This window comes from Nonomuraea spiralis, from assembly GCF_014648435.1.
GTDB lineage: Bacteria > Actinomycetota > Actinomycetes > Streptosporangiales > Streptosporangiaceae > Nonomuraea > Nonomuraea spiralis.
The window spans coordinates 420,573-447,506 of record NZ_BMRC01000006.1 but is presented as its reverse complement, the minus strand read 5'-3'; the positions used below and the strand labels follow the sequence as shown (position 1 = coordinate 447,506).

25 protein-coding genes, 1 tRNA gene and 1 pseudogene are annotated in these 26,934 nt (G+C 67.1%); 16 read left to right on the top strand and 11 right to left on the bottom strand.

Going from position 1 to position 26,934, the window contains the following annotated elements:
- The first annotated feature begins 182 nt into the window (after positions 1–182).
- The 3 genes from IEZ27_RS53955 (at position 183) to IEZ27_RS17955 (ending at position 3,176) form a co-directional block, all read left to right on the top strand.
- Entirely contained in the window at positions 183–602 is a 420-nt protein-coding gene (locus IEZ27_RS53955; protein WP_229824080.1) for an N-terminal phage integrase SAM-like domain-containing protein, read from the top strand.
- Positions 603–896: 294 nt separating this feature from the next.
- A complete protein-coding gene (locus IEZ27_RS17960) occupies positions 897–1,376 on the top strand; it encodes a tyrosine-type recombinase/integrase (RefSeq protein WP_189648238.1) in 480 nt (159 codons plus the stop codon).
- Between the two features lie 1,254 nt (positions 1,377–2,630).
- Complete coding sequence (locus IEZ27_RS17955) at positions 2,631–3,176, top strand: 5' nucleotidase, NT5C type (protein ID WP_229824079.1); 546 nt, start codon at positions 2,631–2,633, stop codon at positions 3,174–3,176.
- A 251-nt stretch (positions 3,177–3,427) separates the two neighbouring features.
- On the opposite strand, the pseudogene IEZ27_RS17950 reads toward IEZ27_RS17955, so the two are convergent.
- A pseudogene (locus IEZ27_RS17950) lies at positions 3,428–4,194 on the bottom strand (transposase family protein).
- Positions 4,195–4,942: 748 nt separating this feature from the next.
- On the opposite strand from IEZ27_RS17950, the gene IEZ27_RS17945 reads away from it, so the two are divergent.
- Both IEZ27_RS17945 and IEZ27_RS55540 read left to right on the top strand, forming a co-directional pair.
- Positions 4,943–5,332, top strand: a complete 390-nt coding sequence (locus IEZ27_RS17945) for an integrase core domain-containing protein (protein WP_189648236.1) — start codon at positions 4,943–4,945, stop codon at positions 5,330–5,332.
- A gap of 28 nt (positions 5,333–5,360) precedes the next feature.
- Complete coding sequence (locus IEZ27_RS55540; protein ID WP_379478710.1) at positions 5,361–5,708, top strand: integrase core domain-containing protein; 348 nt, start codon at positions 5,361–5,363, stop codon at positions 5,706–5,708.
- 249 nt (positions 5,709–5,957) lie between these two features.
- On the opposite strand, the gene IEZ27_RS17935 is transcribed toward IEZ27_RS55540, so the two are convergent.
- From IEZ27_RS17935 to IEZ27_RS17925, 3 genes are read right to left on the bottom strand one after another with little or no spacing between them, the layout of a single operon-like run.
- The gene (locus IEZ27_RS17935; protein WP_189648235.1) at positions 5,958–6,260 is read right to left on the bottom strand and encodes a hypothetical protein; all 303 of its coding nucleotides are present in this window, start codon (positions 6,258–6,260) and stop codon (positions 5,958–5,960) included.
- The gene (locus IEZ27_RS17930) at positions 6,257–6,874 is read right to left on the bottom strand and encodes a SigE family RNA polymerase sigma factor (protein WP_189648234.1); all 618 of its coding nucleotides are present in this window, start codon (positions 6,872–6,874) and stop codon (positions 6,257–6,259) included. Before IEZ27_RS17930 ends, IEZ27_RS17935 begins: the two co-directional genes overlap by 4 nt.
- Complete coding sequence (locus tag IEZ27_RS17925; protein WP_229824078.1) at positions 6,871–8,403, bottom strand: sodium:solute symporter family protein; 1,533 nt, start codon at positions 8,401–8,403, stop codon at positions 6,871–6,873. Before IEZ27_RS17925 ends, IEZ27_RS17930 begins: the two co-directional genes overlap by 4 nt.
- A 163-nt stretch (positions 8,404–8,566) precedes the next feature.
- On the opposite strand from IEZ27_RS17925, the gene IEZ27_RS55535 reads away from it, so the two are divergent.
- From IEZ27_RS55535 to mctP, 5 genes are all read left to right on the top strand, one after another.
- A complete protein-coding gene (locus IEZ27_RS55535; protein ID WP_189648233.1) occupies positions 8,567–8,821 on the top strand; it encodes a DUF3311 domain-containing protein in 255 nt (84 codons plus the stop codon).
- 92 nt (positions 8,822–8,913) lie between these two features.
- Positions 8,914–11,091 (top strand): carbon starvation CstA family protein, encoded by a 2,178-nt coding sequence (locus IEZ27_RS17915; RefSeq protein ID WP_189648232.1) that lies wholly within the window; start codon positions 8,914–8,916, stop codon positions 11,089–11,091.
- Positions 11,088–11,273, top strand: coding sequence for a YbdD/YjiX family protein (locus IEZ27_RS17910; protein ID WP_189648231.1), 186 nt, complete (start codon positions 11,088–11,090; stop codon positions 11,271–11,273). Before IEZ27_RS17915 ends, IEZ27_RS17910 begins: the two co-directional genes overlap by 4 nt.
- On the top strand, positions 11,264–11,704 hold the full coding sequence (locus tag IEZ27_RS55530) for a DUF3311 domain-containing protein (protein WP_407672838.1): 441 nt from the start codon (positions 11,264–11,266) through the stop codon (positions 11,702–11,704). The genes IEZ27_RS17910 and IEZ27_RS55530 overlap by 10 nt, the downstream gene beginning before the upstream one ends.
- The gene (gene mctP, locus IEZ27_RS17900; protein WP_189648230.1) at positions 11,701–13,350 is read left to right on the top strand and encodes a monocarboxylate uptake permease MctP; all 1,650 of its coding nucleotides are present in this window, start codon (positions 11,701–11,703) and stop codon (positions 13,348–13,350) included. Before IEZ27_RS55530 ends, mctP begins: the two co-directional genes overlap by 4 nt.
- Positions 13,351–13,651: 301 nt before the next feature.
- On the opposite strand, the gene IEZ27_RS17895 is transcribed toward mctP, so the two are convergent.
- The gene (locus IEZ27_RS17895; protein ID WP_189648346.1) at positions 13,652–14,197 is read right to left on the bottom strand and encodes a pyridoxamine 5'-phosphate oxidase family protein; all 546 of its coding nucleotides are present in this window, start codon (positions 14,195–14,197) and stop codon (positions 13,652–13,654) included.
- 1,577 nt (positions 14,198–15,774) lie between these two features.
- On the opposite strand from IEZ27_RS17895, the gene IEZ27_RS17890 reads away from it, so the two are divergent.
- On the top strand, positions 15,775–17,367 hold the full coding sequence (locus IEZ27_RS17890; RefSeq protein WP_189648229.1) for a site-specific integrase: 1,593 nt from the start codon (positions 15,775–15,777) through the stop codon (positions 17,365–17,367).
- 425 nt (positions 17,368–17,792) lie between these two features.
- On the opposite strand, the gene IEZ27_RS17885 is transcribed toward IEZ27_RS17890, so the two are convergent.
- A tRNA-Ile gene (locus IEZ27_RS17885) sits at positions 17,793–17,866 on the bottom strand.
- Positions 17,867–18,143: 277 nt separating this feature from the next.
- Between IEZ27_RS17885 and IEZ27_RS17880 the strand changes: the two genes are divergently transcribed.
- Positions 18,144–18,671 carry a histidine phosphatase family protein gene (locus tag IEZ27_RS17880; RefSeq protein WP_189648228.1) on the top strand — a complete coding sequence of 176 codons (528 nt, stop codon included), beginning with the start codon at positions 18,144–18,146 and terminating at the stop codon, positions 18,669–18,671.
- A 170-nt stretch (positions 18,672–18,841) separates the two neighbouring features.
- Here the strand turns inward: IEZ27_RS17880 and IEZ27_RS17875 are convergent, their stop codons facing one another.
- Positions 18,842–19,774, bottom strand: a complete 933-nt coding sequence (locus IEZ27_RS17875; RefSeq protein ID WP_189648227.1) for a LysR family transcriptional regulator — start codon at positions 19,772–19,774, stop codon at positions 18,842–18,844.
- A 96-nt stretch (positions 19,775–19,870) separates the two neighbouring features.
- Here IEZ27_RS17875 and IEZ27_RS53950 point away from each other — a divergent pair, with 96 nt between their 5' ends.
- Complete coding sequence (locus IEZ27_RS53950) at positions 19,871–20,095, top strand: DUF6158 family protein (RefSeq protein WP_308427286.1); 225 nt, start codon at positions 19,871–19,873, stop codon at positions 20,093–20,095.
- A gap of 17 nt (positions 20,096–20,112) precedes the next feature.
- Positions 20,113–20,337, top strand: coding sequence for a hypothetical protein (locus IEZ27_RS17870; protein ID WP_189648226.1), 225 nt, complete (start codon positions 20,113–20,115; stop codon positions 20,335–20,337).
- A 481-nt stretch (positions 20,338–20,818) separates the two neighbouring features.
- Here IEZ27_RS17870 and IEZ27_RS17865 read toward each other — a convergent pair whose 3' ends face one another.
- Both IEZ27_RS17865 and IEZ27_RS17860 read right to left on the bottom strand, forming a co-directional pair.
- Positions 20,819–20,980 carry a hypothetical protein gene (locus IEZ27_RS17865; RefSeq protein ID WP_189648225.1) on the bottom strand — a complete coding sequence of 54 codons (162 nt, stop codon included), beginning with the start codon at positions 20,978–20,980 and terminating at the stop codon, positions 20,819–20,821.
- A complete protein-coding gene (locus IEZ27_RS17860; protein WP_229824077.1) occupies positions 20,977–22,554 on the bottom strand; it encodes a sodium:solute symporter family protein in 1,578 nt (525 codons plus the stop codon). Before IEZ27_RS17860 ends, IEZ27_RS17865 begins: the two co-directional genes overlap by 4 nt.
- Before the next feature lie 134 nt (positions 22,555–22,688).
- Here IEZ27_RS17860 and IEZ27_RS17855 point away from each other — a divergent pair, with 134 nt between their 5' ends.
- Positions 22,689–23,468, top strand: a complete 780-nt coding sequence (locus tag IEZ27_RS17855) for a putative hydro-lyase (protein ID WP_229824076.1) — start codon at positions 22,689–22,691, stop codon at positions 23,466–23,468.
- Between the two features lie 15 nt (positions 23,469–23,483).
- Here the strand turns inward: IEZ27_RS17855 and IEZ27_RS17850 are convergent, their stop codons facing one another.
- Positions 23,484–25,688: an excinuclease ABC subunit UvrA gene (locus IEZ27_RS17850; protein ID WP_189648224.1), complete on the bottom strand. Its 2,205-nt coding sequence runs from the start codon at positions 25,686–25,688 to the stop codon at positions 23,484–23,486.
- A gap of 52 nt (positions 25,689–25,740) precedes the next feature.
- On the opposite strand from IEZ27_RS17850, the gene IEZ27_RS17845 reads away from it, so the two are divergent.
- On the top strand, positions 25,741–26,361 hold the full coding sequence (locus IEZ27_RS17845; protein WP_189648223.1) for a TetR/AcrR family transcriptional regulator: 621 nt from the start codon (positions 25,741–25,743) through the stop codon (positions 26,359–26,361).
- Here IEZ27_RS17845 and IEZ27_RS17840 read toward each other — a convergent pair.
- Positions 26,303–26,899, bottom strand: a complete 597-nt coding sequence (locus tag IEZ27_RS17840) for an AAA family ATPase (RefSeq protein WP_189648222.1) — start codon at positions 26,897–26,899, stop codon at positions 26,303–26,305. The genes IEZ27_RS17845 and IEZ27_RS17840 overlap by 59 nt on opposite strands.
- Positions 26,900–26,934 lie beyond the last annotated feature (35 nt).

Sequence of the window (26,934 nt, the reverse complement as noted above, 5' to 3'; positions counted from 1 at the left end):
CGTTCCTGTTGTCTGGGTCTATTGTTGCTCGGCTCGTGCGTTGCTTTTGAGGCGGACCTGGAGGTAGGCGATGTCGGGCAGCGACGTCAGGCATTGCGTGGTGTACAAGCGGTGCGGATGCAGCGACGTGGTCAGCGGCAGGAGGCTGGGTGGCCGTTTCGGCCGGTTGGCCGAGGTGGGGCATGGGAGCTGGTGATTCGCGGTTCAGGTTGGGGGCGTCGGGCCGGCGGGAGCGGGTTCGGCGTGGTGGGTTCGCGAGTGCTGAGGCGGCGCGGTCAGCGGGCGGTGAGTTGCTGGCGGCGGAGGTAGATGGGCCGCTCTCTGCGGGGTGCACGGTGGGGCAGTGGTTGAGGTACTGGTTGTCGGTGGTGGAGTCGCGGTTGCGGCCGACCACACACCGGGCCTACCGGGATCACGTGCGGCTGCATCTGATCCCGTATCTGGGCCGGGTCAAGCTGGCGGAGTTGTCCCGGCGGGACGTGACGCGGGTGTTCGTGGCGTTGGGGCGGCGGCGGAATCGGTACGGCCAGCCGATCAGCGCCTCCACTTTGGAGCGGATCCGGGCGAAGTTTGCGGGCGGCGCTGAACCACGCGGTGCGTGAGGACTTGACCGCCGTCAACCCGGCGTAGGGCGTCCGGTTGCCGTCGCCGGTGCGGACGCATCCAGTGGTGTGGACAGCTCGTCGGGAGGCGGCCTGGCGGCGCGGGGGAGAGCGTCCGACGGTAGCAGTGTGGACGGTCGAGCAGCTGGCCGCCTTCCTGTGCTTTGCACGTGAGGATCCGCTGTTCGTGCTGTGGTGGCTGGTGGCCGGGCTGCGCTGGGTGGACCTCGATCTGGAGCGGCGTGAGCTCACCATCGCCCATCAGCTGGTGCACACCGACGAGGGGCTGGCCTTGTGCGAGCCGAAGAGCGCGGCCAGGCCTTGTGCGAGCCGAAGAGCGCGGCCAGACGGCGGACGTTGGCACTCGATCCGGAGACCGTGCGGCTGTTGCGCCGCCACGAGCGTGCGCAGCGCCGACTGCCGGAAGAGCGGTGGTCACCGACCAGTCCGATCTTCACCGCGGGAAGCGGAGCCGCGGTGCAGCCGAGCTATCTCACCCACCGCTTCCACAAGCTGGTGAGTGCGAGTGGGCTGCCGCCGGTCCGATTGCACGACCTGCGCCATGGAGCTGCGACGTTGGCGCTGGCGTCGGGCACCGAGCTGAAGGTGGTGCAGGGCACGTTGGGGCATGCCAGCATCGTGCTGACCGCCGACACCTACGTCTCGGTGCTACCGCAGCTGTACCGCGACAGCGCCCGCGCGACCGCGCGGCTGGTGCTGAAGGCGGTGCGGGCGACCAACCGGAAGATCGGCAAGGTCCGGGATTCGACGTGACTCACGATCAGATGACGCGACTACGGTTCCGGGTGAAGCCGTAGGTCGGCGTGGTAGGGCGGGTGGGACTTGAACCCACGACCCACGGATTATGAGAGGCAGTCAGGGCGGCTCGATCATATCCATGCCCTGCGAAAACTATCTAGGGGATGCGTTCGGCACGGCTCAGTGGGGAGGGGTTGGGGAACGATCAAGCCTGAGAGCCATTCTCTCGATACGTAGCGAGCTACGTACCAATTCCACCTCAGTGCCCGCATTCGCCTGCCAGTGAGCGCGCGAGTCCCCTCGGCGCTACCGTTATGGTTGCCAAGAGAGTGACGGGCATGCTCACATGACATGTGAGGAGGGGTAAGCGAAAATCAGAGCCGTCTGGCGCGGGGGTCGAAGTGTGCGCCAACCGTTGGAAATGGCCTTGTGAGCTATGAAGCGCTTAGAACTTGTCGTGACGCTTGTTTCTGTAGCTGTAGGTGTTATAACTCTTGCAGTGGCTGATTTGTGGCCTGTCATTAGGTCGTTGGCGACGATTTCCGGTACCAATCTCAATGATGCTGGTCAACTTGGTGCATGGGTTGATTCGCTTTTCCGTACCTCTCTCTTGCTGGCGATCGCGACGATAGTTCTTGTTATTCGACTTTACGTGGGAAAGAGGTTGCCTCGGCAGCGAGACGGGAATGCTGGCTATACATGTGATGACGTAGTTGAATATATTGGCAAACGTGCTTCACGTATCACACGATTGACGATATTCGGTTACTCGTTGAGCTGGGCGGAGCCTCTGCGAATACATCTCCAAACGGCGCACTCGCCAAGCCTTACTGTGGAAATTCTCGTACCCGATGCGAGCTATGTTTGCAATAATTGTCGTGAGGAAAAGGATATAAAGTTTCGTGTCAGTCAACTTGAAGGAAGGGTGGAGGAATGGAGGCGAGTGGCCGCGATCGGACGGATAGGAGCGGTAAGTGTGTACCACTTCGCCGCATTGCCGCTAGAGTGGGGAGTCGTGGTAAATAATGAGACAGTCTTTATTGGAAGATACCCGTGGAATCTAGAGGAGGGGGCTGCTGTTTTAAGGAAGAATCCAGCACGAGAAAGAGTAATGATTAAGATTGAGGCAAGCGCGCCAGTCATTTTTAACTACTTGCTGAGCGTGGTTCAAATGAAGCGACGGAGGCGAGTAGGCGATGCATAACATGGCTATTCGATTGTCTGTTCAACGCTTCACTGTAACTTGAGACACGAGGGAAGATGACAACAATGTCTGATGTCGTTCTGGTTGACATGGATGGTGTTATTGCCGACTTCGACATCGGCTTCAACGTGGCCTGGAGTGAGAGATTTCCAGAGCGCAAACTGATACATTTTGATGAGCGCCGGTCTGTGAGGATATCTGACGACTACCCCGAACAATACATGGCCGACATTTATGATATTCTGACTTCTCGCGGCTTCATTCGTAGCCTTCCCGAGGTTGACGGGGCGGTCCACGCCCTTGGTGAAATGCTGGCAATCGGATTTTCGGTTTACATATGCACGAGCCCTCTGTCTCCCTATGGAAATAACGTAGAAGAAAAATATGAATGGATTGAGCGCCATCTTGGGCGAGCATGGATGAAGCGACTTATTGTCTCGAAAGACAAGACTCTCATACGCGGAAAATATCTTGTCGACAATGCACCAACGGTTGACGGGCTTCTGGAGCCAACTTGGGAACATGTAGTCTTCGATAGGCCATATAATCGAGCGGTTTGTTCTAGGAGACGACTGACTTGGCCTAATTGGAAGTCGGTAGTTTGTCGGTAGTCCGCAGGTAAAATAGACTCCGCTCTGTGTTTTAGGGTCCCCGAAATATCTGGTCTATAAGGGCCATCTGAGATGTTCGCCGTACGCCTGACTTAAGTATTCTTTTCGTGCACCCTCTGACGTGTCGCAGCCACCCCCACGAGCACTATGGCCGTGCCGATGAGCGAAGTGCCTGCGATTCCCTCTCTGAGAGTGATCCAGCCGAGGGCGATGGCGACAATAGGCAGAAGGTACGTAACAGTGAGGCTTTTTCATCTGTAGGCGAGCTCGTAGTTCTGCAGGACGGCGATCGCCTTGCATAGCTGACCTGCCTTGTGCGGGCAGCAGCGGAGCTTGCGGAGGACGCGCCAGCTCTTGAGCTGGGCGTTGGCGCGTTCGCCCGGTCCGCGGAGCCGTGCGAGCGGTTGGCCGCCTTGTGCGACAGGGGCTTGTTGCGGCCCTTGTACGGCGTGGCCACCGGACCTTCGGCGCCTTGGTAACCCCTGTCGGCCAGGGTCAGGACGCCCGCCTGCGCCAGCGTACGCAGGATGCGCCAGGTGCGGGCGGCGGTCAGGTCGTGGGTGCTGCCCGGCAGCGAGCCGGAGGTCCAGACGATGCTGCCGTCCGGAGAGGCGATGACCTGGATGTTCATCCCGTGCCTGCGGTGCTTGGCCGAGTAGTACGGCCGGTCGGCGCGCACCCGGTCGGTGGGGATGAGCATGCCGTCCAGCACCAGGTAGTGCAGACCATCCCGTACGGCGTTGCGTAAGGCGCGGCCGAGCTTGGGAGCGCGGGTGCGCAGCAGGGCGACGGTCTCCTCCACGTACCGACAGGCGGTGGCGACCGAAACGCCGAATCCGGCGGCGAGCTCGGTGTAGGTCTCGCCTTTGCGCAGGTAGACCAGGACCAGTAGGGCCTGCTGGGCGGGGTTGAGGCGTCGCCACGTGGAGCCGATGGCCTTGCGGTGGCGGCGGATGATGCCGGCCACGTAGTTCAGCGTTGAGCGCGACAAATCGACCGCAGCACGATAGAACAGCATCCGGACCTCTGGTGGTGACGGTGTTGATTGTGGTGATCCACCCGTCTACCAGGGGTTCTCTGCGTCTTCAGGCGAACGTCGGACTCGCGATCATGCTGTGATCGGCAGGGACCCGCCGAGGATGAAAACGGCTCACTGGAAGACTTGGACCTAATTCCAGCGAAGTATGCGGGGAGCTTCATCAGGGCCCGGTTCAGCGTGCCCGTAGGGCGATGAGCAGGGGGAGAACCATACCGCCGGGGCGAACCCCTGATCCAAGCCATGCTGGACTCTGGGTACGCATTGGGGAGGACTGCCCGCCGACACTCGATACCGGCCGTAGACAGTCGGACGTGCCGGACCTCAGGCCAAACGCAACGGTGCAGGTGAGACGAGGTTCGGGCTGGGTGGAGATGGTAGGGCGGGTGGGACTTGAACCCACGACCCACGGATTATGAGTCGGTTCCCTCGATGCCGTTCAGTGTCGCGGGGTGCTGTTTTCTGTGGCTGTGGCCGGAATTCTCCCCGCTGCCGTGTCGGGAAGTGACGGTAAATGCTGTGCCGTACCGCGTTCACGCGAGCAACCACCGAGCAACCGCGTGTTTTTGCTATCGGCATTATATGGTATTTGTCCATGCTTTAGCAGGATGGCGTATGGTCAGGCCTTCGTGGGGAAAGCCCGAGCTTCTCGGCGGATCGAACGCGTACGAGCAACCACCGAGCAGCCTGTACCGCTTCATAACTCATCAGTGGTGCTTGATCTGCGGCTTTGACTCCCAGCCGCCGTGCGGGCAAGATCGCGGCCTGTGTCTGTTCGTCTGCTGTATCTGACCTTGGTCCGGGTGTTCGGCTGGCTGGTGTTGCTGGGGCGTGGCCAGGCGTCCAAGGACGTCGGACGCCCCGCGCCAACGGTTACGCCGAACGCTGGATCCGCACCGTCCGAGCCGAATGCACTGACCGCATGCTGATCTACGACGACCGCCACCTTCGATCGGTCCTGAACGAGTACGCCGAGCACTACAACGCGCACCGCCCGCACCAGTCCCGCCAACAACGCCCACCTGATCAAGATGAGGACGTAGTAGTGCCGCTGGAGGGCCGGATTCAGCGCCGAAAGGTGCTCAGCGGAGCCATCAACGAGTACCACCGCGCCGCCTGACCAACCCGAAGAGACACCAGCTCAGACCATGTGCACGAGTTCTGAAGCGGTACAGGTGAAGATCCCGCCGCGCACGCCGCGGGCGAACTGCTATGCCGAGCGGTGGGTGCGCACTGTACGGGCCGAGTGTACCGACCGCATGCTGATCTACGGCGAACGGCACCTGCAGTCGGTTCTGCCGGAGTATGCCGCTCACTACAACGGCCATCGGCCGCACCAGTCCCGCTCGCAGCGACCACCCGATCACGAGGAGCGGACCAAAGTACCCCTGGAAGGCCGGATCGAACGCCGGAAGGTGCTCGACGGGCTGATCAACGAGTACCACCGAGCCGCATTGCCGCTTCGGAGAACTCCCAGCTCAAGCCCTACCCGATGAATTTTGAAGCGGTACAGGGTGTTTGGCCGGCTGGTGTTGCTGGGGCGTAGCCAGGCATCCAAGGATGTCGAGATCATGGTGTTCCGACACGAAGTTGCCATGTTGAAGCGTCAGGTAGTCCGGCCGAGGCCCGTCGGCCAATCCCCAAAGGGCGGTCTACAACGTCCCAAGGGCTTCGGACTGCATGACTCGACCGTAGCCGCCCACCGCAGGTGCACCAGGTCCGCGAGGGTGCGGACCTGGTGCCGATCACCGTACCGGGAGGTCTGGCAGGTCGTTGGCGGGCGGCACGTGCGATCGGGCCGGTACAGGCTCCCTGGGGGCCACGTGCGGCCGGTCCTGGTACTGGTTCAGCGCCCACAGCCCCACGATGTCGGCGATCGCGAGGACGAGCACCACGAGGATGACCAGGATGAGCCGGCGTCTGCGCTCGCGCCGTCGCCATTCGCCCTGGACCCGGCGGTAGGCGTCCGGGGCCGGCTGGACGCCGTTGGCGAGTTTGTCGAGAACCTCGCGTAGCTGGTCCTCGGTGCTGGCGGGGCCGGTCGTCATCGTCGCTCCTGCATGATCTTGGTGAGGGTGGCCATGCCGCGGCTGGTGTGCGCCTTGACCGCACCGCAGGAGATGCTCATGGCTTCGGCTATGTCGCTTTCGCGTAGACCGAGCCAGTAGCGCAGGACGAGGGCCTCTCGCTGCCGGGCCGAGAGCCGCTGCAGGGCCTCGATGAGCGCTTTCTGATCGTCGTGGAGCAGGGCGACGCTTTCGGCCGACCGCTCGAGGTCAGTGGTCCAATCGGTGTGCTTGCGGATGACCTGCAAGTGGCGCAGTCTCATGCGGGCCAGGTTGCACACCACCGAGCGCAGGTAGGGCAGGGCGGCCTCGGCCGAGCGCAGCCTGCTCCAGCGGCGGTGCAGCTGGCAGAACGCCTCGGCGACGATGTCCTCCGCGTCGTCGGCGCCGAGCAGCACGGCCAGCCGGAGCAGGCCGGTGTAGTGCGTCTCGAACAGCTGCGTCAGCGCGGCCTCGCGTCCGGCGTCCGGCGGGCCGGGGGTGGGCGGTCCCCCGGCGGACGGCCCGTCCGTCCGTGCCGGGGGCGGCGTGTCGACCGATACGGAGCCGGATTCGGCGAACGTCGGCAATGGTATGGGTGGCCGAATCCCGGTCATGTGATCGTCTCCGCTTCGGGGGGTAGGGGGACCGGAGAGCTCGACGCCGGAGTGTGCGTTCTGGCCACCCGGTTGAAGAGCGGGGTCAACGTCACGACGACGGTGAGGTTCAGTGTCATGGCGACCACCGCGGCGTATGCCTGGATCTCCTGGCCGCCCACGCCCAGGGGCACCAGCGACGAGAATCCGCTGTGCACCACCAGGAGGGTGCCCGCGGCCATACCGCTCATCCACCCGGCCAGTAACGCCCAGGGGTGCAGACGGCGGGTGAACACGCCGAGCGCCACGGCGGGGAAGGTCTGCAGGATCCAGACGCCGCCCAGCAGTTGAAGATTGATGGCGTCCTGGTTGCGCAGTCCGAACACGAAGACGACCGCCCCGACCTTGGTGCTGAGCGAGACCATCTGGGCGATCCGTGTCTGGTGCTTGGGTGTGGCCCTCGGATGGAAGTACTCGACGTAGATGTTGCGAACGAACGAGGTCGCCACTGCGATCGACATGACCGCCGCCGGTACGAGCGCGCCCACGGTGAGAGCGCCGAAGACCAGACCGGTGAGGGCGGCGGGCATCAGGTCCTTGACGAGCAGGGGGACGGCGGTTTCCGCGCCGGTGGATGGGGGCTGGATGCCGGCGGCGAGCGCAGCGACGCCGAGCATGGCGAACAGTCCGAGCACCGCCGTCCACAGGGGCAGCGCGACCGCCGCGCGGCGCAGCGTGTCCGGGCCGGACGCGGCGAAGGCGGCCGTCAGCACGTGGGGGTACATCAGCAGGGCGAGGGCCGAGCCGAGGGCCAGGGTGGCGTAGACGGGGAACTGGCTCGGATCGAGCGTCAACGACGCCTGAGTCGTCTCCCCGCCGGACAGTGCGCGCTCCGCGCTGTCGAACATCGGCCCGGGCCCGCCGAACCGATCGAGGACGAGGAAGGAGACGGCCAGGATCGAGCAGAAGACGGCCGCGCCCTTCATCAGCGAGATGATCGCCGGCGCGCGCAGCCCGTGCCGGTAGGTCGCCACGGCGAGGACAGCGAACACGGCGACCAGCGCGAGGTCGCCGAGCGCCCCCCTCGGGTACAGCCCGACGGCGGACAGGATCGAACGGATGCCCACCAGTTGCAGCGCGATGTAGGGCATGGTCGCCAGCACGCCGGTCGCCGCGACGACCAGTGCGAGGGCGGGGGAGCCGTAATGACCCCGGACGAAGTCCGCGGGGGTGATGTACCCGTGCCGGCGCGCCGCCGACCAGAGCCGGGGGAGCAGTACGAACGCCAGCGGGCACATGATCACGGTGTACTGCAGGGCGAAGAACCCGAGCGCGCCCGTGCCGTACACCAGACCTGGTACGGCGGCGAACGTGTAGGCCGTGTAGATGGTCCCGCCGAGCAGGAACCACGTCGTCGGGGTGCCGAACTGGCGGCGCGCCAGCGCCCAGTCCTCCAACGTGGGCAGCTCGGGAGGCGGCCGGAACCAGCGCGCGGCGACCGCGAGCAGGGAGGTGCCGCCGAGCACGGCGAGGAACGTCACCGTGCTCATCGGCTCAATCATCGGCCACCGTCCACAACGCCCGGGAAGTACTTCTAGGTTGCGTAATCCGCACTGCTGGTTGACACGAAATCTCCTCGAAATCGGCGTAAACCAGATCGGAACCGTCCGCAACCCTTGCAACAAGAACGCGGGAACATTCCGGAGGACGACGATGGTGAAGCCGACGCGGCGGGCGCGACGTTTCGCGGCCGGTATCTGTCTGGTCCTGCCCATCGTGGCACTCCTGTGGGTGCCCTGGTATTCCTACGACGCGCCACATCTGGCCGGAATGAGGTTCTTCTTCTGGTACCAGCTCATCTGGGTGCCAGGGAGCGTGGTGTTCATGGCCGTTGCCTACGTCCTGAGACGTGGCGCGGATCGCCCGCCTCGCGATCGTCATCTCACCTACGACCGGCGTCGCCGGTAACACCGACCACATCACCTCGTTCGGATCTCCGGGCGATTTTTCCCTCGTAGTACCGGCTGCTCTGCCATGCCCTGAGTTCAGGAGAATCAGCCATGCCCGAAAACGGCACCGCGAAATCAAGACCAACCCCCAAGTCGATCCTCATATGGACGGCAGTCGCCCTGGTAGGTGCGGTCGCCTGGGGGGTCGTCGCCCTGTCACAAGGAGAGGAGATCTCGGCGATCTGGCTGGTGGCCGCCGCCCTCGGTTCGTACGCGATCGCCTACCGGTTCTACTCCCGGTTCATCGCCCGCCGGGTGCTCGGCATCGACGACCGTCGCGCGACTCCCGCGGAACGGCTGGACAACGGGGTCGACTACCATCCGACCGACCGGCGGGTGCTGTTCGGCCACCACTTCGCCGCCATCGCCGGTGCCGGGCCGCTGGTGGGCCCGGTCCTCGCCGCGCAGATGGGATATCTGCCGGGGACCATATGGATTATCGTCGGGGTCATCGTGGCCGGGGCGGTCCAGGACATGGTCACCCTGTTCTTCTCGATGCGCCGTGACGGCAAGAGCCTGGGCCAGATGGTGCGCGAGGAGATCGGCCCGGTGGGCGGGACCGCCGCGCTGGTCGCGGTGTTCGCCATCATGATCATCTTGCTCGCGGTGCTCTCCCTGGTGGTGGTGAACGCGCTCGCACACTCGCCGTGGGGTACCTTCTCCATCGCGATGACCATCCCCATCGCCCTTTTCATGGGCTTCTACCAGCGCGTTCTGCGGCCGGGGCAGGTCATGGAGACCACGGTGATCGGGGTCGTGCTGCTGCTGCTGGCCATCGCGGGCGGCGGCTGGGTCCAGAACTCGGCCTGGGCCGACGCCTTCACGCTGAGCCCGCAGACGCTGGTCATCTGCCTGGTGGTCTACGGGTTCCTGGCCTCCGTCCTGCCGGTGTGGATGCTGCTGACGCCGCGCGACTACCTGTCGACGTTCATGAAGATCGGCACGATCGGGCTGCTCGCGGTCGGCGTGGTCATCGCGGCGCCGCACTTGCAGAACGAGGCGATCACCACGTTCGCGCTCAGCGGCACCGGGCCGGTCTTCGCCGGGTCGCTGTTCCCGTTCCTGTTCATCACCATCACCTGCGGCGCGATGTCGGGCTTCCACTCGCTCATCGCCTCCGGCACCACGCCGAAGATGATCCAGAAGGAGTCGCAGGTCCGGCTGATCGGCTACGGCGCGATGCTCATGGAGTCGTTCGTCGCCATCATGGCGCTGATCGCCGCGTGCGCGCTCGAACCCGGTCTCTACTACGCGATGAACGCTCCCGCTGGTCTGCTCGGCACCTCGCCGGAAAGCGCCGCCGCCGCCGTGGCGAAACTGGGCTTCGTCATCACCCCGGATGACCTGCGCGCCGCCGCGGCGGCGGTTCAGGAGCAGACCGTGATCGCCCGCACCGGCGGTGCCCCCACCCTCGCGATGGGCATCTCTGAGATCCTGTCCGGGATCTTTGGCGGCGCCGCGTTCAAGGCGTTCTGGTACCACTTCGCGATCATGTTCGAGGCGCTGTTCATCCTGACCACCGTGGACGCCGGCACCCGCGTCGCCCGCTTCATGCTTCAGGACTCCCTCGGCAACCTGTGGAAGCCGATCGGGCGGGTGAGCTGGAAGCCCGGCCTGTGGGGCGCCAGCGCCGCGGTCGTGCTGGCCTGGGGCTACTTCCTGTACACCGGCGTCACCAACCCGCTGGGCGGCATCAACCAGCTCTACCCGCTGTTCGGCCTCTCCAACCAGCTCCTGATCGCCATCGCGCTGACCCTCGGCACCACGATCCTGATCAAGTCGGGCAAGCTCAAGTGGGCGTGGGTCACCGGCGTACCGCTGGCCTGGGACTTGGCGGTGACGATGACCGCCAGCTGGCAGAAGGTCTTCCACGATGACCCCAAGATCGGCTTCTTCGCCCAGCGGGAAAAGTACGCCGACGCGCTGGCCGTGGGGAAGGTGATCGCGCCCGCCAAGAACCTCGACGACATGCAGGCGGTCGTCGTCAACTCCACCGTCGACGGCGTGCTGGCGGCGATGTTCGCGCTGCTGGTCATCATCGTCGTCGGCAACGCCGTGGTCGTGTGCCGGCGCGCCCTACGGTCCCGTGACCCCCTGCCGATGGCAGAGGCGCCCTATGTCGAATCCAGCATCGTGGCACCTGCGGGGTTATTCGCCACCGCGGCGGAACGGCGCGAGCTGGCCGAGGTGGGTGCGGGGAACAACGGAGCGGACGGTCAGCGATCATGACCGTGGTTTCACTGCTGCGCTTCGCCCGCTGGTACCTGCGCGAACTCACGGGTTCCGGTGAATACGACCGGTACCTCGCCCAGCACCGATCCCATCCGCACTCGCCGCCGCTGTCACGGCGGGAGTTCGAGCGGCACCGATCCGACCTTCGGGAGAAGAGTCCCGGCATCCGGTGCTGCTGAGGCGGGATCCGTCACCTGATCCGCTATCCCCGCCGGCCCCCTCCCACCTGCTCGCCCACCACTCTCGGGCGAGCGGGTGGGAGGGGCCGGCGTCCTGTCCTCACCTCGGGAGAGACGACGACACTTCAGGAGACGACGTGGCAACCCCATCGTCACCGCCGGCCCGGCCGGTCAGACACAGGACCTCCGGGCCCTGGGCGAAGCTGAGCATCGGGGCGCTGTGGCTGCCCTTCCCGGCGCTGCTCTGGATCGAAGGTTATGCGGGTGCTGAGCCACGGCTGTTCGGCCTCCCGTTCTTCTACTGGTACCAGTTCCTGTGGATTTTCCTGTCCTCCAGCCTCACCTGGTGCGCCTACCTTCACACGACCCCCACCCGCCAGGCTCGAACCGGCGCGCATCGGCCCGCCGGCCCCGGAGAGAGAAGCCGATGAACCGAGATAGCATCGACTGGACCGCTCTCACGATCCTCGTGATCTTCTTCCTGATCGTCACGGTCACGGGGTTCGCCGCGGTCCAGGGCAGGAAAGGCCGCCACATCACGGGCACCGTGAACGCGCTGGACCAGTGGGGGCTGGCCGACCGGGGCTTCGGCACCCTCACCTCGTGGCTGCTCCTGGGCGGCAACATCTACACGGCCTACACCTTCATCGCGATACCGGCGGCGATGTTCGCCTCGGGCGCGGTGAGCGGCTTCTTCGCCGTCCCCTACACCATCATCGTGTATCCGTTGATCTTCACAGTCATGCCACGTCTGTGGTCAGTGGCCCATCGTCACGGCTATGTCACTCCCGCCGACTTCGTGCGCGGCCGCTACCGGAGCAGAGGGCTCACGCTCGCGGTGGCCCTTACCGGACTGCTGGCCACCCTGCCCTACATCGCGCTGCAGTTGGTGGGGATCCAGGCCGTGTTCGAGGTGCTCGGCCTGGGGAGCAGCAACCCTCTCGTCAACGACCTGCCTCTCGCCGTCGCCTTCACCGTCCTGGCAGCCTTCACCTACGTCAGCGGGCTCCGGGCGCCCGCGTTCATCGCCGTCCTGAAGGCCTTTCTGCTGTTCCTCGTCGTGACCGCCGCGTTCGTCGTCCTGCTCCCACGGCTGGGCGGCCTTGAGACGATCTTCGCCTCGGCCCAGGAGAGGATGGCCGCGCCCGATCCGAAGACCGGGCGCCCCACTGGGGTCTTCATCCCGGGAGCGAGCGGCTTCTGGCCGTACGCCACGCTGGCTCTCGGGTCGGCGATGGCCCTGGTGGTGTATCCGCACACGGTCACCACCGTGCTCGCGACCAGAAGCCGCGACGTCGTGCGCCGCGGCGCCGCACTCCTGCCGGCCTTCACGCTGGTTCTCGGCCTGTTCGCGCTGCTCGGCTTCTTCGCGATCGCGGCCGGTACGCGCCCTGTCGGCATGGACGGTCAGCCCAACCCCCAACTCGTGATCCCGCGGCTCTTCGCGGACCTGTTCCCGAGCTGGCTCACCGGCATCGCCCTGGCCACCATAGCCATCAGCGCTCTCGTACCCGCCGCGATCATGTCCATCGCCGCCGCCAACCTCGTCAGCCGTAACGTCTATCGCGAGTTCATCAGGCCGGACGCGAGTTCCCAAGACGAGCTGCGCGTCTCCAAGGCGGCCTCCCTCTTCGTCAAGTTCGGAGCGCTGGCCTTCGTGTTGTTCCTCGACAGGAAGTTCGCGCTGGACTTCCAGCTCCTCGGCGGAATCTGGATCCTGCAGACCTTCCCGGCGATCGTGGTCGGGCTCTACACCCGCTGGTTCCACCCCGGTGCGCTGCTCGCCGGCTGGGCGTCCGGCATGGTGTACGGCACCGTTACCGCCTACGGCATCGTCAACCCCGGAACCGGCAGGCACTTCGGCGGATCGCTCGCGGAGATCCCGGTCATCGGCGGCGGCCGTCTCGGCTACGTCGCCCTGACCGCTTGCGTGCTGAACGCGGCCGTGAGCGTGGCCGCCACCCTCGCGTTCCGTGTGGCGAAACGGCCGGCGGGCCGCGATGAGACCTCGGCCGACGACTACCATGCGGATATCGACGATCCGCGCGTCGAACCCATCCGGGAACTCATCCGGTGATTCCGGCTGGCGGGAACAGGGTCATGGGGGCGCGGAGCGCCCATGGGAGCCTGGGCGATGACGTCGCCGAGGCGCAGCGGCTCCTTCGGTCGTGGCAGGAGGTCGCGAATCTAGCGAGGCCTCTGGTCGTATCGGTACTTGGCGGCGAGGCGGACAGACGTGATCGCTGGCGTGCTGCGCTGCGCATGGTTCGTGGGGAGGACCAGCCAGACCAGAGGGTGCAAATGAGGATCGATCCGATGGAAGGGCCCTTCCCGCGGCATGCCTTCCCCTGGCGAACAGAGGCTTCCTTGTGCGCAGGCTAGAAGGTGTAGCGAGTGTGGCTGAACACCTGGCTGTCGTGCCCGAAGCTGTACGCCGTGCCGGGTGCCACCGCGAACAGCAGGTCGTCGCCCTTGCGGATGCTGTCGCCGTAGCCGTAGAAGGTCCCCTCGGGCGAGGTGATGTGGTCCCCGTACTGCGCCTCGAACGCGGCGATGACCTCATCCTGCCGCGCCGGATCCGTCACCCGCTCCGCCATGCCCTCGATCACGATGTCGAGACCTTCGGAAAGAGAGTTGTGCCCTGTGGTGAGTGCGCAGTGGGCGTTGCCGGCCAGGTTCTTCGCCTTCTGCTCGTCCCGCCCGGTGCTGAAGTGCAGCGCCCCGTCGTGCCAGGCGGCGATCAGCGGCGTGACGTGCAGCCGGCCGTCCGCCCTGACCGTGGTGATCCAGAAGATCTCGGCGGCCCGCAGCCGGCGCTGGGCCTCGGCCCACTCGGTGGCGGTGACGTTCTCCGCGCCCGGGCGCGGGTTCAACGCCGAGCTGTAGCGAGCATCGAGCTCGGTCCTGGGCTGCTTCGCCGTCATGCGGAACTCCTTTCGCCTTCTTGTGACGAAGCCTACGCAACCCGGCGCCCAAGCCCGGCTTCTGACACAGATCGAGCTCTTCGCGAGTCCCGACGGATGCCTCACCCTGCACCATCCACTCCGGCTGTGTGAGTCAATGACCAGGAAGTGCGGCGCTGCCGACCGCTCGTGCCAAGGCCCTCCACCTCGACATCGCACACCACTGCTGGTCCACCGGCCGGTCACGTCCACGGAGGTGGTGCATGAATCAGCCTTCGCGTGATCCTGTTTCTGCGGGTTAAGCGGTAAGTGCCTGCGGGAGTGAGTTCGGGGCTGGTGTGTCACTCGCGAGGAACCGGACGCGGGCCTTGGCAAGCACATCAGGCCCATGTAGCGGCGAGCCTCGGTCCATTCGTCGGTCTGCTCGACCAGCACCGCGCCGACCAGCCGGATGATCTCGGCCGAGAGCGGCTTTGCGAGCCCCTGGACGGGCCTGAGGGTAAGTCGGGCGCGGCCTGCCGTGCGCCCCTTGCATCGCACCCCTTGCCTTGAATGCCTGGCGGGTCCGGCTTTACCCATCGGGGCCAGGCCGCCCGGCAGCCGCCTACGCGAAGCGGGCATTCCATCCCTGGACACAGCCCACTGACATGCCGAACCCGTGCCGAAGAGCATGTGACGAGCATGATCTCGGCCATTCTCACCTCTCGGAGACGAGCCGAGAATCGAGAAAGCCCAGGTCAGATGGGGTATGGAGTGGTAGGGCGCCCGGGGCTCGAACCCGGAACCTACGGATTAAAAGTCCCCAGCTCTGTTTATGCATGTCAGCGCGTGCCGCATTCTGTCCCGCGCGTTCAAAAGGTGTCAGCGCGAATGGGTCGATATCGAGACACGCATGCACGAAGCGACCGGTGGCGATCCGTCCATATGTTGCGAGTCTTAAGCTATGCGCTGCTGCTGATTGCTCGAGCTGCTCGGTTCGGAGTCCGATGCCGATTTGACCAGGAGTTGGCCTCCCGTCCTGTCCTTACTCGGCCTTTCTGGCCGGTATTTAGATCAGTGACAGGGATGATTCGCTCGTTAGATCGGGGCGTCTGATGGTGACCGTACAGTCCAGCTACTTCGCCGACTCTTCATGCGCCTTCCGCACCAGCTGAGGCTGCACCGTGCGATCGGCGAGGGACTCTCTGCGTGAGGCCGGCGTCCTCCGGCGAGGCATGCAATCCGATGCCCCCAGTCCTGGTCGCGACGTGCACCGGGGCATTGTGACCAGCGGATATCGCTTGACATGGGTGGTGAAGGTGGGCGTCGATACCGACCGCCCCGGGCCGGTCGATGGCACCGCAGGTCCCCCGCTATAGGCCCCTAACGGGTCTGTACGGGCCGACCAGGGCCGCCCTCCGTGCCGGGGCGCGGCAATCCCCCTTCCGGGCCGCCGACGGCGACCCGCGCGGTGATGGACACGGTACGCCGAGCGCCGCCAGGAGCGTCCAGCATCCCTCGTACCCCACGGGGCGTGGGGACGGGGGAGCGCCGCGGGAAGCGCGACGTCAAGCGGTTGGCGACGCGAAGTCAGCGAACAAGGAAGGCGCAACGCGACGATGAACGGAACCACCTTCAAGACGTGTTCCTGCCGGGACGAGGCTACGGGGAAGAGGCTGGGCAAGGCGTGCCCGAAGCTGCGCCGCCCTGGCGGTGGGGAGCGGTGGAGCAGCACCCACGGTACGTGGGCCTTTCAGCTGGAGTTGCCCGCGCACGCCGACGGACAGCGACGCAATCCGCTTCGCCGCCGGGGCTTTGCGACGCTGGAGGAGGTGGAGGCCGAACTGGAGCAGGCTCGGGCGCTGCTGGCGTTGGATGAGGACCCGCACGTGCAGCGGAAGATCGCTGAGCTGATGCTGGCCACGCTCAAGGACACCAAGGCGTTGCCGCCGGTGGAGGAGGTGCGGCGCAAGGTCCGCACCCGCCAGGACCTCAACCCCACCGTCACAGTCGCCGAATGGATGGACGAGTTCCTGCGCCGCAAGCGGAAGATCGACCCGACCACGCGCCGCTCGTACGAGGCGCACATCCGCCTGTACTTCACCCCCTACCTCGGAGACATCCGGCTGGACCGGCTGCGGGTGTCGGATGTGGCAGGCATGTTCGATGCGATTGAGGAGTTCAACGACGTCATCACCACCGCCCGCGCCAGCGCCGATCCCGAGGAGCGGGCCAAGGTGCGGTATCGGCGGCCGGCCGGTCCGGCCACTATGCATCGCATCCGCGCCACCTTGCGGCATGCGCTGAACATCGCGATCAAGCAGGATCGGCTGATCGGTTTCAACCCGGCTGCGGTGGTCGAACTCCCTGACGCCGAGCGGCCCAAGGCGTTGGTGTGGACCGATGAGCGGGTGGCCGCCTGGAACCGGGACCTGCAGGAGCGGCTCGATATCGAGCAGCGGCGGCGCGGGGCTCGGCTCAGCCGCGCTCAGATGGTCAACGTGTACGCGTCCGTGGCGCGTCCGTCTCCGGTGATGGTGTGGACGCCCTCGCACACGTTCGCCTTCCTCGCCCAGGCGGCGACCCGTCGGCTGTTCGCGCTGTATCGGTTGATCGCTCTGCGCGGGCTGCGCCGGGGCGAGGCGGTCGGGCTGCGGTGGAAGGACGTCGACCTGGCCGCCGGGACCGCAGGGGTGCACTGGCAGATCACCCAGCTGGGCTGGGAGCCGGTGCAGGGCAGGCCGAAGACCGAGGCCAGTGATCGCACCATCGCGTTGGACGCCGACACTGTCGCTGCGCTACGTGCGCACCGCAAGCGGCAGGCGGCTGAGCGGCTGGCGGCGGGGGAGGCGTGGACGGACAGCGGGTTCGTCTTCACCGACGAGGTCGGCCGGGCGTTGCATCCGCAGCAGGTCAGCGACCAGTTCTACCAGTTGGCCTTCCAAGCGGGGTTGCCGCCGGTGCGGCTGCATGATCTGCGGCATGGGGCCGCGTCGATCATGTTGGCCGCGGGGGTCGATCTGAAGGTCGTGCAGGAGACGCTCGGGCACGTGTCGTCCACCTTCACCCGAGACACGTACACCAGCGTCTACCCCGAGGTGGCCCGCGCCGCCGCCGAATCCACCGCCGCCCTCATCAACACCGCAGCCGCAGGTGCCCAGAGCGCCCGGCTGATCACCCTGCCGAACCACACCGGCGACGCCATTACCTGATCCACCGAACTCAGCAGGCCCGCCGATTCATCGGTGGGCCTGCGTGCTTGTTCTCCAGGGCCGGCGCACGGCCGGTTCAGCCGGTTGATTCCTTGCTTGCGCTGCAAGGGGGCTAAAGGATCGGCGCGAGTAGCAGCGGATCTTTTATCTGCTGGTTGGAAATGCCTGTCGAGCCCGACGGGGCGGCTTGGGCGAGACTTGACCGCGCAACAAGTCATCGCTGACGGGCAGGGCCGTGCAGGCCTTCTGGCTTGGTCTTCTATTGGTCGTCACCGGGGTCTGAACTGACGATGGCGGTCTAAATGATCTACCGGCGTACACGGTCCGTACACAAGAGCAACCATGGAGCAACCAACCATGATCAATAGCAAGATCCGAGGGTAGCGAGAAGCGAGAAACCCCAGGTCGAACGCGGTTTTGGTGAGTAGGGCGGGTGGGACTTGAACCCACGACCCACGGATTATGAGTCCGATGCTCTGACCGGCTGAGCTACCGCCCCTGGATTCAGTTGTGACATGCGGTGTGCGGCGAGGGGATCTTGGTGAGGCTCGCGCATGTCAAGGCTAGAGCATCGGATCCCGGTGTGCCGTACGGCCGGATGGGGACGAGGTCCCGCGGACATCATTCCATGCCCGGCAAGGTGGATGGCGTCTGTGTCGATCATATTCGGGTCTCGGTTGGGGGCTTGTACGCAGAGGCGGAGGTACGGGGGGTTGTGTTTGCTGTGGGCGGAATGGGAGGGGGAGGGCGGGATGGCGGGAGGTACGGTGCGAATCATGGCTGTCAACGTGGTGTACGAGACGCACTCCATCACTGTGGACAACGAGACCGGGGTCGCCACCGGGTGGCTTCCTGGGGAGCTGTCCGAGCGGGGGCGGGAGCTGGCCGCCGAACTCGGTGTACGGAGGCGGGGGGTGGACGTCGTCTACTGTTCCGATCTTCGCCGGGCGGTCGAGACGGTGGAGGTGGCGTTCGGGGGTGGGAAGGAGGTCCGGCTCGACGCTCGGCTCCGGGAGTGTGACTACGGCATCTACAACGGGCGGCCGGTGAGCGAGGTCGCGGCCTTGCGGAGTCGGTACGTCGACACGCCGTGGCCCGGTGGGCAGAGCTATCGGCAGGTCGTGGCGGAGACGGCCGGGTTCCTCGGGGAGCTGCGGGAGGAGTGGCAGGGGGCCACGGTTTTGGTGGTGTCCCATTCGGCCAATCGGTGGGCGTTGCAGAACCTGCTGGAGGGGACTCCGCTGGAGGAACTGGTGGACGCGCCGTTCGACTGGCGGCCCGGGTGGGAGTACGAGGTGGTTTAGCCCGGTTTGCGGGTGGGGTTCCGGCTGGGGGCTGACATGACTGATGCGCCGATCGCGGTCGCGATCAGCGCCGGGGTGCGCAGCATGGTTGTCTCCTGGCTGCTGGGGGTGCCGTCACGGTAACGGCGTGCCCAGGAGCGGAGGAGTATTAGTTCACTCCTATCAGCGTGTTATGGCGCGGTGCCGTACGCCGGGTTACGTACAAGCCAGTCGGAATAGACGGGACTGCGGCGTACGGCCTCGGTGTGTGCCTGTTTGGCCTGTGCCACCACCCAGGTGGCGTCGGGGGCGGTGGGGTGCCGGCCGAGGAGTTGCCGCCAGCGCAGCGGCGCGCCGGAGAGCGGGACCATGGCCAGCCCCGGCAGGGCCTGGTGGGTCGCCTGGCAGAGCACCACGGCGCGGCCCACCTGGGCGAGATGGGTGCAGGTCGGCACGTCCGTCTCGTAGATCGTTCCGGGGGTGAAGCCGGCTCGCGCGCACGCCATGGCGAAGCAGTCGGCGAAGCAGCCGTCGCCCGGCGTCACCGCCCATTGCTCGCCGGCCAAATCGGCCAGCTCCACCTCCTTCTCCTTGGCGAGCGGATGATCCTCGCCGACGAGACAGAAGACCGGGTCGAGGCTGATCGTCTCCCACAGGAGCGTTCCCGTGGGGGTGCCGGAGTCGCCGCAGGCGCCGGTCAGCACGTAATCGAGGCGGCCGAGCTCGACCATGTTGATCAGCTCGTGCGTCGACCACGACGTGAACGTGGTGACCGTGCGCTCCGCGGCCAGCCGGTCGACCAGGCCGCCGAGTATCGGGCCGTTGGTGGCGCCGATGCGGAAACCGGGGGAGGGGGTGTGGGCGAATCGTACGGCTTCGTCCTGCAGTTCCTTTGCCGCGGGAAGCAGCACGCGCGCCCTGGCGAGCACCAGCTCGCCAAGCCGCGTGGGCCGCGCCCCGTGGCGGTCACGTTCGAACAGGGCGCCGCCGAGCACCCTCTCGATACGTTTGAGCTGGGCGGTGAGGGCCGGCTGTGCCAGCCCGAGCAGGGACGCGGCCTTGCTCACACTTCCCGCGTCCGCTACCGCGCGGACGATCCTGAGGTGCCTGAGCTCGAGGTCCATAACGGGAAGGTAAGGCGACGATCCGCTCCCAAACAATGGCTATATGTCAGGAATTGTGACAGATATTGTCGGGGGTGTCTGGGGTAGGGGGAACCCATGACGACGATGGGAATCGATCCGGCCCAGCTCAGCGACGAAGATGTGGTACGCGAGCTGCGGCAACTCCATGCCACTCGTAGTGACACATTCTTCCACGGATCAGACGATGCTTTGGCACGTCACACTTCCCGGACCAAGGAGCTGGAGGCCGAATACCTCCGGAGGTTCCCCGATCGCGAGGTCGATCCGGCCAGGCTCAGGGAGGGGGCGAGGCAACGGTGATGTCCGAAGGACACGATGTGCAGGAGCTGTCGGACGTCGACATCCACGTGTACGAGGCGGTGGCCTCGCAGGTGGTCGAGTCCGGGGGCGCCGCGGGCCTGGAGGCGGTGGTCCGGGCGACCGGTCTGGAGGGGGACGAGGTGCGTGACAGCCTGGCCGTCCTCGCGGGCCGTGGGTACGTCGTCCCGCAGGGGGACGACAGGTACGGGCTGGGGCCGCACACCTTCGAGGTCGAATACTGAACGGGCGCCCGTCGAACACCGAACCCTGAACGGGCGCTCGTCGAACAACACCGAACGGACGCCCGTCGAATACTGAACGGACGCCCGTCGAAAACCGAACGGGTGCTCGTCGAACGCTGAACCGGGCGCCCGCGTCACGGCGGTCCACGCCGCCGTGCCCCCTGACCCTGGGGTCCTCGAATCGCGTTCCCCTGACCCGGGGCAGATGCCGAGCCGCCGGCCGCCGGACGGCCCAGCCCGGCGCAAACGGCCCGCCCCCGCCCGCCCGCGTGGCTCGGACGGCTCGGACGGCTCGGCTCAGGTGCTCGGCTCGGGAGGCAGCTCTGCCCACCCGGCTTGGCTGGGAAGGACTGGACCGGGGCCATCCGGCCGGAGGGACCGCGCGGCTCGGTTCGGTTGGGGTGGGTGGTTGGACGGTCCAGAGGGAGCGGTTGGCTCGGTCGGTCTCTGGTGAGCCACCGGTCGGCACTGGGGGTCGGGGTCAGGTGGGGTGGGTGTGGGACCAGAGGATGAAGGTGGTGCCGAAGATGGCCATGGGGATGCCTGTCCACAGGTTGACCGCGTCACCCAGCAGGCCGGCCACCACCAGGATCACCCCGTACACCAGGAAGAGGGCGCCGATCACCATTCGGATGTCGCTCACAGGATCACTTCGTACAGAAGGGCGGCGAGGATCACGGCGCCGCCGCCGAGCAGCACCGGCGAGCGGCACCAGCGTCTGTCGCCCGCGAGGTAGACGTTGCTCAGCCCGTACACCAGGCCGCGCAGCTCCTCCTCGGGCTTGGGCGTGGTGACCAGCGTGACGATCACCGACACCAGTACGTCCACCGCGAAGGCCAGTCCCGCGCCCCAGAAGCCGGCGTTCAGCTCGGTGCCGAAGTCCACCACCCCGGCCTTGTACGCGAAGTACGACGCGAACGCGCTCCCCGTCCCCGCCGGCAGCCCCCAGAACCCGGCCCACGGCGTCATCCGCCGCCAGAACAGCCCGAGGACGAACGTCGCGAACAGCGGCGCGTTGAAGAAGCTGAACAACGCCTGGAGGTAGTTCATGATGTTGGAGTAGCCGGCCTCGATGAACGCCGTGCCCACGCCGAGCGCCACCCCGGCGACGGTGGCGGCGCGCCCCACGTTCAGGTAGTGGCCGTCCGGCAGGTAGGGGCCGTCCGGCTGGTCGGGCCGTACGTGCGCCTGCCAGATGTCGTTGGTGAACACCGTGTTGAACCCGCTGATGTCGGCCGCCATCCCCGCCATGAACGAGGCCGGCAGCCCGGTCACCGCGACGCCGAGCACGCCGTTCGGCAGCAGGTCACGCATCAGCAGCGGGATCGCGTCGTTGTAGTCCTGCCCCTTGCCCAGGTCGCCGAAGAGCACCAGCGCGATCATCCCCGGCAGTACGGTCACCAGCGGGATGAACAGCTTGGGGAAGGCGGCGATGATCGGCGTCATCCGGGCCGCGTTGGTGTTCCGGGCCGAAAGGGCGCGCTGCACCTCGGCGAAGTTCGTCGTCCAGTAGCCGAACGACAACACGAACCCCAGCCCGAACACGATCCCGATCCAGTGCGCCTGCATCGGGCTGGCGCCGGCGGTCCCGGCCCAGGTGTGCAGGCCGCCCTCGCCGAGCGCGCTGCGGCGTACGCGGTCGAACAGTCCGGAGACGCCGCCGACCTTGATCAACCCGAGCACGGTCAGCGGGATCAGCCCCGCGAGGATCACGAAGAACTGCAGGACCTCGTTGTAGATGGCCGAGGACAGGCCGCCGAGCGTGATGTAGGACAACACGATCAGCGCCGAGACCACCACGGACACCGGCAGCGGCCAGCCCAGCAGGGCCTCCATGACCAGGGCGAGCGCGTACAGGTTCACCCCGGCGATGAGGATCTGCGCGACCGCGAACATGATCGCGTTCAGCAGCTGGGTGGCGCCGTTGAAACGGCGGCGCAGGAACTCCGGGCCGCTGCGCACCTTCGAGCGGTAGTAGAACGGCATCATCACGACGCCCAGGAACACCATCGCCGGGACCGCGCCGATCCAGTAGTAATGGACGGTCATCGCGCCGTACTGGGCGCCGTTGGCCGCCATGCCGAGGATCTCGATCACGCCCAGGTTGGCCGACACGAACGCCAGCCCGGTGACCCAGGCGGGCAACCCCCGTCCGGCCAGGAAGAAGTCGAGGCTGGAGCTGATCTTGCGGCGGGCGGCGAACCCGATCGCGAGCACGGTGGCGAAGTAGATCGCGATGAGGAGGTAGTCGAGGAGGTTGACGTCTCATCGCCCGTCCGGCCCGCTACCCGGAAAACACCGTGATAGCCGCGTTGTGGACCGTCGTGCGCCGGCCGCCATAGTGTCGAGGGGTGGACGTCGCCGCATTGAGCCCCGCGCAGGCGCGGGCGCGCTTCCGTGCCGGTGAGCGGGTGCCCACGGCGGGCTGGTGCCGGGGCTGGACGCAGGCCAACCTGATCGCCGTGCCCGCCCCGCTGCGGTACGAGCTGCTGCTGTTCGCCCACCGCAACCCGCGGGCCTGCCCCGTGCTGGACGTGGGCGAGCCGGGGGCCTGGTCGACCACTCTGTTCCGCGGTGACCTGCGGACCGACCTGCCCGGCTACCGCCTCTACCGCGGCGGCGAGCCCGTGGCCGACCTGGACGAGGTGACCGGACAGTGGCGGGCGGACCTGGTGCCGTTCCTCATCGGGTGCAGCTTCACCTTCGAGGGGGCGCTGCTGGCCGCCGGGGTGCCGCTGCGGCACCTGGAACAGGGCAGGAACGTGCCGATGTACCGCACGAACGTGCCGTGCGAGTCCACCGCCTCGTTGTCGGGCCCGCTGGTCGTCTCGATGCGGCCGGTCCCGGAGGAGCTGGTGAGCACCGCCGTCGAGGTGAGCGGCAGGTATCCGCGGGTGCACGGCGCGCCCGTGCACGTGGGCGATCCGGCCGCGATCGGCGTGCTCGACCTGGACCGGCCCGACTTCGGCGACCCGGTGGAGCTGCGGCCGGGCGACGTGCCGCTGTTCTGGGCCTGCGGGGTGACGCCGCAGGCGGCGATCATGGCGAGCGGCGTGGAGTACGCGATCGGCCACCTGCCCGGCCACATGGCCGTCCTGGACGTCAGGGACGACGACTATCGAGTGACTTAACGGCTATCGGGCGACTTAACGACTTCCGAGTGATTTAACGAGATATTTCGCGGTGTAGGTGGACGCATCGGTCAGCTCGGCCGGCGTGCCCTCGAAGATCACCTCGCCGCCGTGCCGGCCCGCCTCGGGCCCGAGGTCGATCACCCAGTCGGCGTGCTTGACCACGTCCAGGTCGTGCTCGACGACGATGACGGTGTCGCCCTCGTCCACGAGCCGGTCGAGCAGGGCCAGCAGCGTGTCCACGTCGGCCATGTGCAGCCCGGTCGTGGGCTCGTCGAACACGTACACCTGGCCGCGCTCGCGCATCCGGTGCGCCAGCTTGAGCCGCTGCCGCTCGCCGCCCGACAGCGTGCTGAGCGGCTGCCCGAGCGTCAGGTAGCCGAGCCCCAGCACGCCGAGCCCGCCGATGCCCGGCAGCTCGAACCGGCCCGCGGCCTCCTCGGCCGTCATCGCCAGCACGTCCGCGATCGTACGGCCCTCCACCGTGTACGACAGCGCCTCCTCGCTGTACCGGCTGCCCCCGCACGCGTCGCACACCCGGGTCACCGGGTCCATGAACGCCAGGTCCGTCTTGATCTCGCCGCGGCCCTTGCACAGCGGGCAGGCCCCGGTCGAGTTGAAGCTGAACATGCCCGGCCGCACCCCGCTCGCCTCGGCGAACAGCTTCCGCAGCGGGTCCATGACGTCGAGGTAGGTCGCCGGGGTCGAACGCGGCGAGCCGCCGATGGCCGACTGGTCGATGAGCACCACGTGCGGGTGCCGGGCGACGAGCTCCTGCCGCATCAGCGTGCTCTTGCCCGACCCGGCCACGCCGGTGACCGCCGTCAGCACGCCGAGCGGCACCCGTACGGTGACGTCCTTGAGGTTGTGGGAGTTCGCGCCCGCGACGGTCAGCCAGCCGGACGGCGCCCGCACGGCGTCCTTGAGCCCGGTCACGCGCCGCAGCATGCGGCCGGTCAGCGTGCCGCCGGCCGTCAGCCCGGCCACCGTGCCCTCGAACACCACCCGGCCGCCGTGCGTGCCCGCGCCCGGTCCCATGTCCACCACGTGGTCGGCCAGCTCGATCAGGTCGCGGTCGTGCTCGACGACCAGGACTGTGTTGCCCTTGTCGCGCAGCTCCACCAGCAGGTCGCCGAGGCGGTGCACGTCGCGCGGGTGCAGCCCCACGCTGGGCTCGTCGAAGATGTACGTCACGCCGGTGAGGCTGCTGCCCAGGTTCCGCACGGTCTTGAGCCGCTGCGCCTCGCCGCCGGACAACGTTGGCGTCACCCGGTCGAGGCTGAGGTAGCCGAGCCCGATGGCGTCGATCCTGCGCAACGACTCCACCGCGGCCTCCGCCACCGGGTCGCCGGGCTCCTCCAGCACGCCGATGAGGTCGGTCACCTCCATCGCGCTGTGGTCGGCGATGGACCGCCCGTCGATGAGCGAGGCCAGCGCGGCCGCGTTGAGCCGCCGGCCGCCGCACTCCGGGCACGTCGCCTGGCGCACGTACGGCGCCGCCGCCCGGTCGAGCTGGTCGAGGTCGCGTTTGAGGTGGACACGCTCGAAACGGGTGACCAGGCCCTCGTAGGTGTTGGTGTACTTGCCCCGGCTGACCTTGAAGCCGCTGCCGTGCAGCAGCAGGTCGCGCTCTTCGGGCGTGAAGTCGCTCAACGGCTTGTCCGGGTCGAACAGCCCCGACCGGGCGTAGAGCTGCCACACGTACGAGCCGGGCGCCGCGATGCGGATCGCGCCCTCGTTCAGGGACAGGTCCTCGTCGAGCATCTTGCCGACGTCGGCCTCCACCTTCTTCCCCAGACCATCGCAGACCGGGCACATGCCCTGCGGATCATTGAACGAGTACGCCGTCGCGGGCCCCGCCGACGGCTCGCCGCGCCGCGAGAACAACACCCGCAGGATCGCGTGCACCTCGGTCATCGTGCCCACGGTCGAGCGCACGCCGCCGCCGACCGGCTTCTGGTCCACGATCACGGCGGCGGTCAGGCCGGACATGCGCGTGGCGCGCGGGCGTTCGTGCTTGGGCAGCCGGTTCCTGACGAACAAGCTGAAGGTCTCTTTGAGCTGGCGCTGCGACTCCGTGGCGATCGTGCCGAACACGATCGACGACTTGCCCGACCCCGACACCCCGGTGAACACCGTGAGCCGCTCCTTGGGCAGCCGCAGCGAGACGTCCTTGAGATTGTTCTGCCGCAGGCCGGTCAGTTCGATGTCACGCGACACGTTCCACACCCCTATTAGCTTTGGCTACTGCCTATAGCCTAAGCTAACTCCTGTGGCAGACATTCCCGACCGGCGGGCACGACGGCGAGCCGAGACGCAGGCCGAGATCCTCGGCATCGCGCTCGACGTGATGGCGGAGGAGGGCGTCGCGGGGCTGAGCCTGGCGACCGTGGCCAGGCGGCTCGGCATCCAGCCGCCCTCGCTGTACAAGTACTTCCCGTCCCGGCACGCGGTCTACGACGCGCTGTTCAGGCGCGGGCAGGAGGGCTACCTGGAGGCCGTGCGGCGCGGCGCCGGGGCGCACGAGCCGGGCCTGGCGGCCATGGGGGCGTCCCTGGAGGCCGGGGCCCGGTGGGTGATGGACCACCAGGTGCTGGCCCAGCTCATGTTCTGGCGGCCGGTGCCGGGGTTCGCGCCCTCGCCCGAGTCGTACGCGCCCGCGCTGGCCGTCCATGAGCACTTCGCCGCCCTGATCGGGGCCGCCGTCGCGCGCGGCGAGCTGCATCCCGACGCGGCGGGGGAGGAGGGGCTGGCCCTGGCCGCGAGCCTGATCGCCGGGCCCCTCTCCCAGCAGCTCAGCAACGAGCCCGGGGCCTCCTACGAGGAGGGGCGGTTCACCCGGCTCGTCCCCCGGCTGCCGGCCGTGTTCGCGGCGGTATACCCGCCGCCGTGAGCTGGCCCCCGACCGGCGGCGCGCCCCGCCGGTTGTCGATCTCCAGGTACGGCACGGCGGGCGGCTCGTCCACCCGGATGTCGCGCAGGTAGTCCGCGAAGGCCGCCAGCTTGCCCGCGTCCCTGGCCAGGCCGCGTGTCTCCAGCCGCGCGCGCAGCGTCGGCCCGTCCGAGCGCACCCACAGCAGGCGCACCGGCGGCCCGCCCAGCTCGGCCACCCACCGCGCCCACACCGCCGCGTCGTGCACCTGCGTGGTGAACGGGCCGTCGAGCAGCACCGGGCAGCCGTGGCCGCGGATCTGCGCGGCGATCCTGGTCAGGCCGGCGTACTCGTGCCGCTTGACGTGCCGGTCGTACCAGGGGCCCTCGCGTTCGCCGTGGTCGCGGCCGTGGGCCCGCAGGACCTCCGCGACGAGGTCGCCGTAGACGGTGTCCTTGTCGAGCAGGGCGGGCACCGGCGACAGGCGGGCCAGCAGCTCGGCGGCCACCGTGGACTTGCCCGCCCCCGGCGGCCCGCTGACCACCCACACCGTCGTCATGCGATCAACCTACGCGGATCTGCGTACACGGGTGC